The sequence below is a fragment of the Devosia sp. 2618 genome, from assembly GCF_040546815.1.
In the GTDB taxonomy this organism is placed as follows: Bacteria; Pseudomonadota; Alphaproteobacteria; order Rhizobiales; family Devosiaceae; genus Devosia.
The window spans coordinates 3,781,824-3,794,448 of record NZ_JBEPOO010000001.1 but is presented as its reverse complement, the minus strand read 5'-3'; the positions used below and the strand labels follow the sequence as shown (position 1 = coordinate 3,794,448).

Below are 12,625 nucleotides of genomic sequence, written 5' to 3'. Positions count from 1 at the left end.
TCAATCTGCAGGTCGATCCACAGTCACCGTGTCATCGTAGCGGTAGAGCGTTACGGCGGTATTCGCGCTGCCGTCTCCTGCTGCGGAAATTCGTTCTTCGACGGGCAAGCCCGTGACCGGGTCTACTAGCAGTTCAACGTTAAACGAGCGTGCTTGTCGGCTATAGGAATAGGAATAGAACTGATAAGGCGCACCCTCTTTACGGCGTTCACCGGGGCAGTGTGCGCCTCTCAATTCCTCAGGCGCAACGCGCCCTTCAGCACCGGAGCGGAGCGGTGTTGCCGCGCCGGGTGGTAACTTCATCCAAGCGGGCGCAGCACCGGTGAAGGCGTTTGTATTTCGCATCCGTGCTTCGTCCCCGATCACGACAACTTCCGTCCGGGTATCCCCGATAGAGGAAACACCCGCGTATGCTTTGGGCGGTACGAACGTACTTACTGTTTCAAACTGCAGATCTGCAGTTGGGACAGTTGTGATGGATTGGTAGGGGCCACCTGTAACGCGTCGGGAGATGGCGTCAACGATGTCGCCTATGCAGTCAGCAGATGCAGGCATAGAAACGTTCGGGAAAAACAAAACGGTACACACTAAGACGCGCATTGGCTTGCCTTCAGCGACAACAGATTTTCAAGCTTCTCACTCGCGGGCGACACATGCGTCCTTCATTTGGATTAGAAGATTTTCGCGCATGCGCCAGAGTGTTCAGTGCGATTTGTTAGCGCTGGGATTTTTGCCAATGGTCACAGACATCGCAAATGATCGTACATAATTCGGTTCTGCGTGTTGGATGCGCCGGGAATGAGTGCCGACGTCAGCTGGCGGAAGCACGCAGAAGGTGCGTCTTTCTACTTCATCTGGATGAGGCGCCGCAGAATGTTCGCTGCTAGCCAAAGCAGGGCGAGCGACGAAAGGAGTCCCATGAAAGTGCTTATACGTGCGGCCGTAACGGCTTTTGTGGCAATTGGCTGTGTGGCGCCCGCCGTCGCTCAAATCAGCTCCCCTCTAAAAGGGGGCCCGCTACTAGACGACCGAGCGCTTAACGAACTGCGCTTGCGGATTGGACGAACGCCAGGTGATCTCCTGCAGCGTCAGGGGCGGGGCTGCACTCTCTATGAGCATGTCAACTACAAGGGCCAAAACACGCGCTTGATGGCAACGCAACTCGATACCGGCACTTTCACGGGTGAAGAGTACCTCGTTGGCAGGTTCGTGTTTTTCGGCAACGAATGGAACGACCGAGCTTCCTCTGCGACCTGTGATACGGCCTGCGGCGCATTACTGTACGAGCATCGCGAAATGAAGGGCCAATGGATGCCCGTGCCGGCGACCAACTTTGGCCAGCTGAACGACGTATTTTCTTCGGCAGTGGTGTTCTGCCGCACAAATTAGCGCGTCTGCGTCGACTAAGCACGATGCTTTGGGGAAGGTCGGCTTTGCTCTTATCCGAACTCCTGATGTCCGGTTAGCATGCTGCTCATCTTCGGCATGGCCCGTTGAGGTCTTATGCGCAGTTGTCGTTGAAAGACACAGAAGAAAACACAGCTGGCTTTCATTGCGCATCTGCCGCACGGACTGTTTCCGATGTGGCGGACCGTCCGTTTGAGTGGGATGTTTTGGTCGAGGTTCTGCGTGTCGGCAGTCTCCTCCAAATGAAGGACGCGCTTGTCTGCCTGGGCCGACAAACTGCGCTTGCACACGCCGTGCAGGACATTTGAGGGGCCACCATGATCCGCACTCTATCGCTTGCACTGTTGATGCTTGCCACGCCCGCAGTTGCGCAGGACCACCCTTTGGTGGGGCATTTTGAGGGTTCGACCCAGTTGGGGTATCAGGAGGCCGAGTTCGATGAAGTACACCTCATCACAGGGCCGATTGAAGACAATCGTGAGCAGTCCGGGCAAGGTTGGGATACGCTCGAGGGTAAGGTTTACACGATCTATTATCGACTGCCGACGGGACGCTCGAGCCTTGAGGCCCTCCGCACCTTTCAGCTGGGTCTGGAGCAGCGCGGCTTTGACACCGCTTTTGTCTGCTCAGCAGAAGCGGGCGACTGTTTTGCCGACAAACGAGGTCGCCCCGGCTTGATGTTTGGACTGGCGCTCGACGGTCGTACATCCATGCCGCGGTTCGATATTGGCGAGCCAGTCGCCAACAAATTCTACAACGGGAATGCGCGTTATCTATTGGCAAAACAGAACGCCGCCAATGGAGCAATCTATGCCAGCCTAGCGTTTTCCGATGACGAGAGCCTCGGACGCCACCTATTTCTTCGCGTGGTTGAGACAGGCGAAATTGCGATCGGCGCACTAGCCATGATGCAAGTGAGCGAACTGAGCCAGAAGCTGCGGTCTGACGGCAAGGTGGACATCTACGGTATCCAGTTTGACTTCGACAGCGCAGCCATACGGTCCGACTCCTCCCCGCAGATTCGTGTCATCGCCGAACTGCTCAACGAAACACCCGAGCTTGGGCTGGTCATCGTTGGACATACCGACACGCAAGGTACCGCAGCCTACAATCGCGACTTGAGCCAGCGTCGTGCGCAGGCCGTTTTGTCTGCGTTGGTCAGTCAACACGGGATTGCGGACGATCGTCTGATAGCCGAGGGCCGGGGGTTTTCTGAGCCTGTGGCATCCAACGATGACGAGGTGGGTCGAGCGCTGAACCGGCGGGTTGAATTGGTTCAGCGGTAATCGAAAGGAGAGCTGATCATGGAAACGTTTTTGCCGATCTTGTTCGTCCTTGGTTTCGTTACCGTATTTGCATTGTCCTGGTTCAATCGGCCGGTAGACCGTCGATCGAGTGCCAGCTATGGCGCCTATCGTGCGCTGGCTGCGCGGCGCGGCTGGACGGTGAGTAAAGGGAAATCACCTGACGGATATTCCCAGACGGTCTTCGTGCCCGAAACAGCGGATTGGTCGCTGGTTATCATGCGCGTCCATGTAAACAAGGGCCAGGTTACCTACGACACGGAATGGTTCGATCCGGCGGTTCGGTTTGCCGAAGGCAATGTGATGATCGGACCGTTGCGCCCCCGCGGCGAGATGGTCATGGCAGAGAAGATCATGAGTTTCGCCCAAACCCCAATGGGCAAATACATGCGCACCCACAACAATATACCGCCGGGGCTGAAACACTTCGAAATCCCCGGCCCAAATCCACCGCCACTGTCGATACTGTCCGACACCGAAGCCTTTACCAAGCTGCCGCTGCGCGAGATTGCAGATTTCTCAGCGCCGTGGGAGGCCAGACGCCCCGGCCTTGATGACCGGTTGAACTATCGGATAGGACCGAATGGATTGGCCGTTCGGCTCTGGAAAAGTCCTACCGATGTCGACAGCGTCGAGGCGCTGATCGATCTGGGATTGGCGTCACGCCGTGTCTTTTCGCCCGTAACAGTAGAATAGAGACTTAGTTCGGTAGCGCCCCTATGGGCGGCATCAAAGCCGCAACCTTAGCGATCATATCTTGCTGCCGTACACTGCCGGTTTTGGCCAAAAGGCTGGCAATATGAGTGCGGACGGTGGCAATGCCGACGCCAATATCGTCGGCAATGGCGTTTGGAGTGCGTCCCTCAAGCAACAGTATGAGAATGCGCAACTCCGCCGGGGTCAAGCCGAAGGCATCCACCAACGGTTGAGCGGGCGGCGGCAGGTTTGCAGTTGCCGACGAGAAGAAAATTGCGCTCGTCGCATCGGCCACGGGCAACGCGCTGAGCTGGGAGGATTTGATCGGCACAATCGAGATGCTGGTATGGGGTGGATCACCCAGCATGAACATGCGAGCGCCGCTGTCCGATGCGACGGCGCTCCGCACGGCACTGAATATCTGCTTGTCATTCAGCACCAGGCGTCCATCGGCCAGCCGCGCTATAGCGCCGTCTTGCTCGCGTACAAGGTTCTGCCCGGCTGGGTTGACATAGGCTACAGACATATCAGAACGCACCAGCATGGCCGGACTACGCAACAAGTCCAACGTATCAAGATAGGCGTGTTTTTCAGTCACCACCTCGTCAAAAGCCTCGGCGATAGTGAGGCTGCGCACGACATGCGGCACGATTAATCGCAAGAGCCGGTCTTCTCGTTCGTCGAATAACGGCTCATGCGTAAGACGCACAAAAGAGAAGGTAGCAAACTGACGATCGCGTCGTGCCACCAGTCCTCCGATAAAGTCGCCATAGTTTTGCGGCTCACACCATTCCTTATAAAAGCGCTCTTTGGAAATGGCTTGGCGTCCGACCAACTCCAGCGGCTTGGCGACTTCCCCCACTGGCGCCAGCAAGACCGAAAGCATGAAGGGGTTGGCCGAACCGTAGGTGAGGAAAAGCTCTGAATATTTGGGATCCGTGCCATGCTCGAACGCATATGCAGCGCGCTGCCCCACGGGGTCGAGGAAGATGATGCTGCCAGCCTCAGCGGCCAGTAACGCGCAGGTCTGTTCCAGAACGTCCTGCCAGGACGACTTGGCAAGAATTGTGTCATAGATGGTGCCCAAAATGGCAGAAACCTGCTCCAGCTCATCTGCAGTAATCATTGAGGCCCCCGCGATCCAAGTTGCAGAAGCAATACTTTGACCGGATGATGCCATCAGATCAACAGACGACGACGATTTCCGGTTCGCTCACCTAACTGTTCTCAGGGCACGGGGACCTCAGCAAACCAGCCGGACCCCACGATTGCCATAGCATCACATTGAAGATCAGCGGCCAATGCCCGTCGGTCTATACGATGGCCGGAACACGATTTTCGACGACCAACTGAACGCGTTTGTGTAACGGAATCGGGCGGTACGCCGCCCACAGAGCGAGGTGACGCAGTCGGAAGCATGGCCTTGATCGGTGCCATCTATGGGGCCGCGGGCGGGTGGCGGCGGTAATTTCGACGAAGATTCTAAGGTCGCGTAGTCAAAAAGCCCCTGTTGGTCCAAATGGCTCCAGGACAGTGACCGCCGCGCCGCCATGAGCGAAGTCCGATTAGCGGCAGCTTTCGGGAAGTTGCGCGCCCACTTGAACGGCCGGAATGGGGCGCATCTCTGCCTGGCAGATGTCGACCCCATTTCAGCCAGTGTGAGACGCGCAAACTGTCAGAGTTTGGGGCGGTGCGGGCTTATCGGACATGGCCACTGTGACATCGTTGACTTTTCACCGGTCTTTTGAGGCGAAATTATCGAACGAATTCAATGCATAAGATGGGCTTCGCGAAAACCTGAGACCCGGCCATGTACTCATGATATTAATAGCGCTGTGTGACATGCGCGAAAACTCATGAGTGACTTGGTTGAAAGCTTCCTAGAAACGCACGGCCCTCGCCTATCGAGCAAGGTCGCGGAGTATTTGGTCGTCACACTCGGGATTTCACCGGTCGCGGCACGAAAGCGTGTGTCGAGGCTCGCAGGCAATGTGCGGCGGCTCAGCTACATCACCTTTCCCCGCAAAGCCCGGTACATGTATCTCGAGCAGCAGTTCGGCTCGCCGCAGTATTGGGAAAACCTTGTCGAAGCTCTGATGCTCACCAAGTCCGCCTATGGCCATGCCATTGCGGCTTTGAGACAGCGCGGCGGCGCGGTGCCCGAGCGGCTGTTTCCGATCGTGTGCGGCTCGCCGGTGAAACAGATGAAACATCTGTCCGCCGAGAGCGTGTTGAAGCACCTCATTGAGGCTGGCCTGTTGCAGCGAGTTGCGCTGCCGGGACTCGGCGACTGCATCGTGATCGTGCAGGCGGAGGGCTACTATCACGGCCTCGCCGAAATGGTCCGCACCCGTCTCATCACCGAAGGTTTTCTGCTCACGGCTGTAAGCGACTGGTTGAAGAAGCTCGGGATCGTCAGCTACGGAAAGGTAGCGACCCGCGACGGGGACGCTCTGCCTCGCGTGGGCACCTTCGCGTGGGACTTAAGCGCGCCGTCCTATCTCGGCCCCATGGTGAAGTCTGGCAAAGAGGGGAAGGACAAGCCGGGGTTCGTCGTGTGCGACGTGTATTTGGGGGAATATGCGACGGTCGAAGGCGTTCGGCCGTTCGTCACCAAGTGCAGGACCTTAAGAGGACTTCGCAATATCGGGCCATGCCTGCAGATATTTGTGGCCGGAGGCTATAGCGGCGAGGCTTTCAAGCTGCTCAAGGAGAACGGCATCGTGCCGGCGACACCCGCCAATCTTTTCGGCGAGGAAATCGCGGCCGGATTGAAGCAGCTCTCAACCGTTCTGACGAAAGCGGCCGCGCTCTCCACGATTGACCCTACCGCGTTCGATGAGCTGTTCAGTAAGTTCGGGAAGATCGAGGGCGCCGCCAACCAGCTCAGAGGTACCTTGTTTGAATATTTGGCGGCCGACATCTTCCGAAAAACCGGCGCCCATCACGTGCGCATGAACCGGATATTTAAGCAGGAGGCCCAGGAAGCCGAAGCCGACGTGATCGCGGTGCGCGATAACCTGTCGCTGACCTTCATCGAGTGCAAGGGCCACTCGCCTTACGGCGAGACGCCGCACGAGGAAGTCGAGAAGTGGCTGCAACACAACGTGCCGATCTTGTTCAAATCTGCGAGGGAGCATGCCGACTGGAAGAACCTGCCTGTGCATTTTGAATTCTGGACGACCGCGCCCCTGACCGAGGAGACGGTCCTTTTCCTTGAAAAGGCCAAGGCATCGATCAAGCCGACGCGCTACACCATTAGCTGGCGTCTCGGACCGGAGGTGCTGACAATGTGCAAGGGGACGAAGGATGACGGCCTTATCACCGCGTTCCGGAAGCATTTTATGAAGTACAATGCAAAATCGGCAGCGCTTGCCGAAGCCATCTGGTCGCAAGGGTCCGACGCATGAAAGACTATCGCATCGGCATTGAGCAAAACCTCGCTCCCATCGCGCTTGAGTTTTTCGCGACGTTCTCGCGTTTCGAATTCGCTTTGAAACGCGGTAACTACGCGGCAGGCGATGAGGGCAAGAAAGCCTCTCCCGACTGGATCAGCTTCGCGGGCGACCTGGGCGATGACTTCTTCAAGCAAATGGAGGCGGCGGACGACGCCCGTATTTTTTTCGAGGCACCGCCGAAGCGCTTGACGATCAAAATTGGCGGCGGTGTCGAGTTCACCGATCAGGACAAGCTGACAAACACGCAGATGCTCCTGGCGGCCGTGGGCCTTGTGCGAAACAATCTTTTCCATGGCGAGAAAATTTGGGTGGGCGATCGTGATGAGGCGCTGATCCGCGCCTCCTTGTTCGTGCTCGATAGCGCTTATGCGGCGGCGAACGCCCGAGAGGACATGCGGCAGGTCTGCGGGGCTTTCAGGTACGCCCAGATCAACCCGCACTGACAAAAATGAGCGCCGGATCATCCGGCGCTCTCGTCCTCGCCGTTCGAAGGACAGACCGCCCTATGGCCTGTAGCAGCCATGCTTGTATGTCTGCTTCTCGGATCAGCTGCCCCCAAAAGCCGCCTGTCTCCTACCCCCCCTCTAACCGGCGCAGCTGAGGCAAACCGCGAACGGCAGCTTTCGGGAATTTGAGATGAGGCTTGGAACGACCGGAATGGGGCGCCTTCCCGCTGTTGTGGGTCGGACAGCGAACGGCGGCTTTCGGGAATTCGAAAGCCTGCTCCGAATGACAGAAAAGGATGGTTACCCCACCCCGGTTGCAGCCAACAGGGCCGTTCGACGTTCTTTGGTCGGAGGGTGCGCCGAAGCCGACTGTCTTTGACGAGGTCTGCTCATGCCGCTTTGACCCGCCCGCGCATCTGTCGATTTTGAATTTTCAGTTTCATTTCCAGCGTGTGCGGGGACGGGTACGGTACGCACATGGCAAATTCACCAAAGGAACAAAAACATGCAGTACCGATATGACCATAGAAATGACCCCGCCGTCCTGAAGAAGCAGGCAAAGCTGATTGCGGCTGATATAGAGCGTTTTACTAGGATCGATGTCAAAAAGGTTGCCGATCTGGAGGCTTCGGGCATCCACGTCTTCAAGTTGCACTATGAAATGATTTCTACCTTTTCAATGTTGTGCGAAGGAATGTCCGGCGACGCAATGTGTGATGGGGTGAATCTTGAGAAGGCAATCGCTGCCGCCGTAAGCTATGCGCGCGATGAGCATGCGGTCGATATCCATCCCCTGATCATTAGCAGTGACCTGATACCCGACCACGAGAACCAAACGATGTCGCGGAACTTCATTCTCGTGTCCCACTGTGACTTTGATGGCTTCCTCACCCGCGACGCTTTCGTCGACTTCATTGAAAGGGTTGCCAATCTGAACGGCGTGTATGAGCCAATAGACTGCGTGGGCTTCTACGATGCCCTAGATTACGTCGGAGAACTCGGCGCGCACCGCTACTAAGCGCTCACAGCCACCCCGGATTTCTCGCATGGGTACTGCACGATCTGCCGAAATGGTTTTGGTAACCCTTAACTGCAGACATGGTGCACGGTATCAAGCTGTGCCCATGCGAGAACTCCCTTAGGCATCACCCACACATATCGTTTTGCAATCCCTAGCGGCTTCCGCTGGGGAAGTCTAAGCTCGGAAATTTTTCGACGAAAAACAGCTCATTTTGAGAAATTTCGCTGAAAAAACAATTGTAAGACGACTGAAGAATCTCGTTGAGCTTCAGCCCGAAAAGAAATCCGATTGGTCGCAACCGCGAAGCCGTGAAACACAATGCGGCCCAAAGGCGACAGGCTGCATGGAAACGAACCAACACCACCAGGCGGCCCTAAGTTTTTGCCGGGTGGCATCCTACGCTATCGAACAAGTTCTTGATCAGGCCAGCAACGACAAGCGCTCTGCTCATATCCGGGGCAACCCACATTCGTTCGATCTCAATGCTGACCAGCGTCGATGCTAATTCTTCGACGGTCGCTCCCTGCTTAGCTTGGTGAACGATTCGTGGAACATAGCTGTCGTACTCATCGTAAAATCCACCCTTCTTCACGGTGCCCAATGGATCCCAAGCCTGCGCAAGGATGGTGCCCACTTCCCCGCTGTGCCGGCTATCCGACCTATTCAAACCTGATCCTCTCGACTTCAGACACAGCCACGCTATCGCTACGGCGGTCATAAAGCTGTGTGGTGCGGGTAGAGCTATGATTGGCCATCTTAGCCGCCTGCTCAAGAGAGCCCTTGTTTAGGAGGTAGGTCGTGATGCCAGTGGCGCGGAAAGAATGGCTGGTAATGTGGTTCTCGATCCCTGCCGAAAAAGCATGGTGTTGGACGCGCTGATAGGCATTGGCAGGGTACAATCTGTTGGCGGTAAGCCTGCCCGTGCGGCTAACGGACCTGAACAAAAAGGTGTCCGAAGCTTCGGACTCTAGATCAACGCTGTACGCGCGTAGCGCTATTTCAAGCTCATGATGGCAGGGCATTTCGTGCACCTTGCCACCCTTTTCCAGCAGGCGGACCCAAAGGCGGTGCTCGCGGACGGTAATATCCCTCAAGCGAATTGCAAGCGCTGCACCGACCCTGACGAACGTGTAAAGCATCAAGCTAACGAGTGCTTTGTCGCGCCGCCCGATGACGGTTTTTGTCTCGATACCATCAAGCAGTCTTCGCGCTTCCTGGGCGCTGAGTACGGGAGTACGCCCCGACTGAATGCTATATCGTGGGCTGCGGACAGATTTTGCTGGGTTGGTTGCGACCACCTGTTTCACCACAAGCCAATCGAACAGCATCATTACCGCGGTGAGTTTCAGTTTCACACTCGGGATTGCATAACTGCGGCCGAGTAGTTCGACCCACGTTGCAACATGAATGGGTTTAATTGCCTCCAGCCGCTGCAATCCGCTGTTTTCGGCCCAAATGAAAAAGTTACGGACCGCCTGATGGTAGGCAGTCCGTGTGTTGCGATTTCGGATTTGAGCAGTGAAAAATTCAAGAACTTCGCTGTAGGCCCGTTCACCTGAATTCGCGACTATTTGCAAACCTGGCGGCGCCCAAAAGTCTAACAATTCAATTTCCATTCATACCACTCAAGTTACCTCACCGGTATAATATAACGTACTTTATAGATCGCCGAATAGGTGGAATTAGGCAAAGGAAAGCGCGAGGTACAATTGGTTTAAAGCAAGCTGAGAGCCGCGATCATATCGCCTCGCTCTGCTTATGAAGCGTTTGGCCTTGCAACCAATAGCGGCAGCGGAGCACCCCATTTCATGTCCGACCGGCCGTCGCAAGTTCCTGAAAGCAGACCGTCCGCAAAGTGAGCTGGGACGGCAACAATGGGGTGGAAAGAAGACAGTCGGCTTATGGACACTAACGGCGGAAAGCTGCCACGAGTTTGTCGGCTTACATCACCGATTTTGCGAAGCTGTGGCTGTCAGTTACTCGCGCAACATCGCGACGCGCCCGGGCCTGACGCTGTGGCCATTGGCCTTCGGGTATACAATGCATGTGATGTCGAACGTGCTATACCCGACTCTACTCCATTACGAGTGGGTCCTTTGGTCTGTAGTTATTGGAAAGACTTTGCTCACAGGTGCGGCGGGTAAGTGGGAACGAAACGGGACCCAGCGATGTCCTGGCAAAGCCTTTGATCAATGAGAGATAGCGGCGTACTACTACGCCGCTACCTCTATAAGTCGATTAGCGGGCGGCTTCCCAGCCCTTAAAGTCGGCGACGTTGTCACGCGTCACGAGTGTAGCGTCGAGCAGTACAACAGACTCTGGCAACTGCTCGCCACTAAGAACCTTGTAGCCCAATTCAACGGCAGTTGCCGCCATCAGGTAGGGGTCCTGTGCGGCAGTAGCCTGAATAGCAGGGCTGGCAGGATTTGCGAGCTCGGCTTCGAGGTCAGGAGCACCATCCACAGAGGTCAGGATGATGCCCGTGCGACCCAGCTGGTTCATTGCCAGATTGCTGCCGATGGCCTGAGGATCGGCGACGGCAAACACCGCGTCGATTTCCTGGAAGCGCGTCAGCTGTGTCTGCATGACTTCCATACCACCATCACGCGAGCTCTTGCCGTTTTGGTCGTTCGAGAGAACATTGATCCCCGGATTGGCCGCAAATACGGCTTCACAACCAGTGACGCGGTCAATGATGGCGGAGTTCTGTGGGCCGTTCTGGATGATAACGTCACCGGTGCCGCTCAGGGCATCGACGATGTATTGGCACGCAATTTCGCCAGCCTGCACGTTATTGGTGGTTACGGTGACATTTGCGCTTGGCGTTGCGGTATCCACTGCGACCACCACGATGCCTGCAGCCTGCGCCCTCTTGATAGCAGGCTCAAGCGCGTTCGGATCGCCTGGATTGAGCAGGATCAGGTTGACGCCAGCTGCGATGAAGCTGTCGATCTGGTCGACCTGCCGGTTGAGGTCCTGCTCGAAGCCGACAGTCGTCACCTTCACATCAGGATTGATCTTTTTGGCCTCAGCCTCCGCGCCCGCCGCCAGTGCGACGAAGAACGGATTGCCGAGCGATGCGAGGGAAATGCCGATTGCCTCGAGCTTTTCCTGCGCGTTTGCCATGCCTGTACCCAGCGAAAGCAGGGCCGTGGTAGCGAGCAGAATCCTTTTCATGGTAGTTCCCTTTTTCATTACGTTCCCCTTTTCGCCGGCTTCTTGGAAGCGGGGCCAGCGTGCCCGCTTTGCGTTGCCTTAGGTCCGAACAGAACCTTTGAGGCGATACCGATCGAGGGCCACTGCGCCAATGATGACGAGCCCCTTGATGATGAACTGCCAGACGTCCGATACGCCGGTCAGAATGAGCCCGTTGGACAGAACAGCGATGATGAGGGCGCCGACCAGTGTGCCCCAGATGGTGCCAACCCCACCGACAAAGCTGGTTCCGCCCAGGATGACCGCAGCGATGGCATCAAGCTCATAAGCCTGCCCTAACTGCACCCCGTTCGCCGCAAGCAGACGAGTCGAGGACATGACGCCGCCAAGCCCAGCCAAAAAGCCCGAGGCCACATAAACGAACATCAGGACGACCCAAACCTTGATTCCCGAGAGGCGCGCAGCAACTTCGTTGCCACCTACCGCATAAATCCGCACACCAAGCGCTGTGAACCGCAGGATCAGCCAGGACGCGACAATAACCGCGAAGGCCAGCACCGTAAGCCAGGAGAGGCCAAGGAACGCCTGCCCGCTGAGACCCGCAAAGGGCAGGTCCGCATTGAACACGGTGCGGTCATCTCCCAGAAGTCTGGCCAGCCCGCGAACGGCGGTCAGACTACCAAGCGTCACAATAAAGGGCGGCAGTTTCCCAAATGCGACGAGCCCCCCGTTGACCGCACCCAGGAGCATCCCGACGGCAATACCGGCCGGTACGCCCATCATGCCCCAGCCTGGGATCAGGGAGGTGATCACCGCAACCATGGCGGATGCCGCAAGAATCGAACCCACAGACAAATCGATGCCACCTGTCAGGATGACGAAGGTCATCCCAGCTGCCAGCACCGTATTGATGGACGCCTGCTGCGCGATGATCGAGAGATTTTGCGGGCTGAGAAAACGGCCTGACTGAAAGGCCTCAGCGATATTGCCCGTAGCGGCCATGCCGCTCAGGAACTGGAACATCAGGCTGATCAGCAACAGGATCGGCAACATGCCCAAAGCATGAAATGAGGCGCGCAAAGCGCCTTTTCGTCGTGATGCAATGTCATTGCCGAGTGCTGATGTCATCTTCGTTCC

At 56.6% G+C, this 12,625-nt stretch carries 12 protein-coding genes; 6 read left to right on the top strand and 6 right to left on the bottom strand.

Annotated features, from left to right (window positions below; genetic code table 11):
* Positions 1-600, bottom strand: a complete 600-nt coding sequence (locus ABIE28_RS18690; protein WP_354065557.1) for a hypothetical protein — start codon at positions 598-600, stop codon at positions 1-3.
* 318 nt (positions 601-918) lie between these two features.
* On the opposite strand from ABIE28_RS18690, the gene ABIE28_RS18685 reads away from it, so the two are divergent.
* The 3 genes from ABIE28_RS18685 (at position 919) to ABIE28_RS18675 (ending at position 3,407) form a co-directional block, all read left to right on the top strand.
* Positions 919-1,389, top strand: coding sequence for a hypothetical protein (locus ABIE28_RS18685; RefSeq protein ID WP_354065555.1), 471 nt, complete (start codon positions 919-921; stop codon positions 1,387-1,389).
* A gap of 335 nt (positions 1,390-1,724) precedes the next feature.
* Entirely contained in the window at positions 1,725-2,693 is a 969-nt protein-coding gene (locus ABIE28_RS18680; protein WP_354065553.1) for an OmpA family protein, read from the top strand.
* Between the two features lie 18 nt (positions 2,694-2,711).
* Positions 2,712-3,407 carry a hypothetical protein gene (locus ABIE28_RS18675; protein WP_354065551.1) on the top strand — a complete coding sequence of 232 codons (696 nt, stop codon included), beginning with the start codon at positions 2,712-2,714 and terminating at the stop codon, positions 3,405-3,407.
* Positions 3,408-3,411: 4 nt separating this feature from the next.
* Here ABIE28_RS18675 and ABIE28_RS18670 read toward each other — a convergent pair whose 3' ends face one another.
* Positions 3,412-4,533, bottom strand: a complete 1,122-nt coding sequence (locus ABIE28_RS18670) for a helix-turn-helix transcriptional regulator (protein ID WP_354065549.1) — start codon at positions 4,531-4,533, stop codon at positions 3,412-3,414.
* Between the two features lie 730 nt (positions 4,534-5,263).
* Here ABIE28_RS18670 and ABIE28_RS18665 point away from each other — a divergent pair.
* The 3 genes from ABIE28_RS18665 to ABIE28_RS18655 all read left to right on the top strand — a co-directional run bounded on the left by ABIE28_RS18665 (position 5,264) and on the right by ABIE28_RS18655 (position 8,329).
* Positions 5,264-6,817, top strand: coding sequence for a hypothetical protein (locus ABIE28_RS18665; protein WP_354065548.1), 1,554 nt, complete (start codon positions 5,264-5,266; stop codon positions 6,815-6,817).
* Positions 6,814-7,308, top strand: coding sequence for a hypothetical protein (locus ABIE28_RS18660; RefSeq protein WP_354065547.1), 495 nt, complete (start codon positions 6,814-6,816; stop codon positions 7,306-7,308). The genes ABIE28_RS18665 and ABIE28_RS18660 overlap by 4 nt, the downstream gene beginning before the upstream one ends.
* Before the next feature lie 508 nt (positions 7,309-7,816).
* On the top strand, positions 7,817-8,329 hold the full coding sequence (locus tag ABIE28_RS18655; RefSeq protein ID WP_354065546.1) for a hypothetical protein: 513 nt from the start codon (positions 7,817-7,819) through the stop codon (positions 8,327-8,329).
* A gap of 376 nt (positions 8,330-8,705) precedes the next feature.
* Here ABIE28_RS18655 and ABIE28_RS18650 read toward each other — a convergent pair whose 3' ends face one another.
* The 4 genes from ABIE28_RS18650 to ABIE28_RS18635 form a co-directional block, all read right to left on the bottom strand.
* Complete coding sequence (locus tag ABIE28_RS18650; protein ID WP_354065545.1) at positions 8,706-8,966, bottom strand: hypothetical protein; 261 nt, start codon at positions 8,964-8,966, stop codon at positions 8,706-8,708.
* Between the two features lie 25 nt (positions 8,967-8,991).
* Complete coding sequence (locus ABIE28_RS18645; protein ID WP_354065543.1) at positions 8,992-9,948, bottom strand: tyrosine-type recombinase/integrase; 957 nt, start codon at positions 9,946-9,948, stop codon at positions 8,992-8,994.
* A gap of 622 nt (positions 9,949-10,570) precedes the next feature.
* A complete protein-coding gene (locus ABIE28_RS18640; protein WP_502913409.1) occupies positions 10,571-11,509 on the bottom strand; it encodes an ABC transporter substrate-binding protein in 939 nt (312 codons plus the stop codon).
* A 78-nt stretch (positions 11,510-11,587) separates the two neighbouring features.
* The gene (locus ABIE28_RS18635; RefSeq protein WP_354065541.1) at positions 11,588-12,616 is read right to left on the bottom strand and encodes an ABC transporter permease subunit; all 1,029 of its coding nucleotides are present in this window, start codon (positions 12,614-12,616) and stop codon (positions 11,588-11,590) included.
* Between the last annotated feature and the right edge of the window lie 9 nt (positions 12,617-12,625).

Excerpts from the sequence above, each read along its gene's own strand:
- ABIE28_RS18660 (WP_354065547.1), top strand. The coding sequence starts at position 6,814 with ATGAAAGACTATCGCATCGGCATTGAGCAAAACCTCGCTCCCATCGCG.
- ABIE28_RS18680 (WP_354065553.1), top strand. The coding sequence starts at position 1,725 with ATGATCCGCACTCTATCGCTTGCACTGTTGATGCTTGCCACGCCCGCA.
- ABIE28_RS18635 (WP_354065541.1), bottom strand. The coding sequence starts at position 12,616 with ATGACATCAGCACTCGGCAATGACATTGCATCACGACGAAAAGGCGCT.
- ABIE28_RS18665 (WP_354065548.1), top strand. The coding sequence starts at position 5,264 with ATGAGTGACTTGGTTGAAAGCTTCCTAGAAACGCACGGCCCTCGCCTA.
- ABIE28_RS18645 (WP_354065543.1), bottom strand. The coding sequence starts at position 9,948 with ATGGAAATTGAATTGTTAGACTTTTGGGCGCCGCCAGGTTTGCAAATA.
- ABIE28_RS18640 (WP_502913409.1), bottom strand. The coding sequence starts at position 11,509 with ATGAAAAGGATTCTGCTCGCTACCACGGCCCTGCTTTCGCTGGGTACA.
- ABIE28_RS18685 (WP_354065555.1), top strand. The coding sequence starts at position 919 with ATGAAAGTGCTTATACGTGCGGCCGTAACGGCTTTTGTGGCAATTGGC.
- ABIE28_RS18670 (WP_354065549.1), bottom strand. The coding sequence starts at position 4,533 with ATGATTACTGCAGATGAGCTGGAGCAGGTTTCTGCCATTTTGGGCACC.
- ABIE28_RS18690 (WP_354065557.1), bottom strand. The coding sequence starts at position 600 with ATGCGCGTCTTAGTGTGTACCGTTTTGTTTTTCCCGAACGTTTCTATG.
- ABIE28_RS18675 (WP_354065551.1), top strand. The coding sequence starts at position 2,712 with ATGGAAACGTTTTTGCCGATCTTGTTCGTCCTTGGTTTCGTTACCGTA.
- ABIE28_RS18655 (WP_354065546.1), top strand. The coding sequence starts at position 7,817 with ATGCAGTACCGATATGACCATAGAAATGACCCCGCCGTCCTGAAGAAG.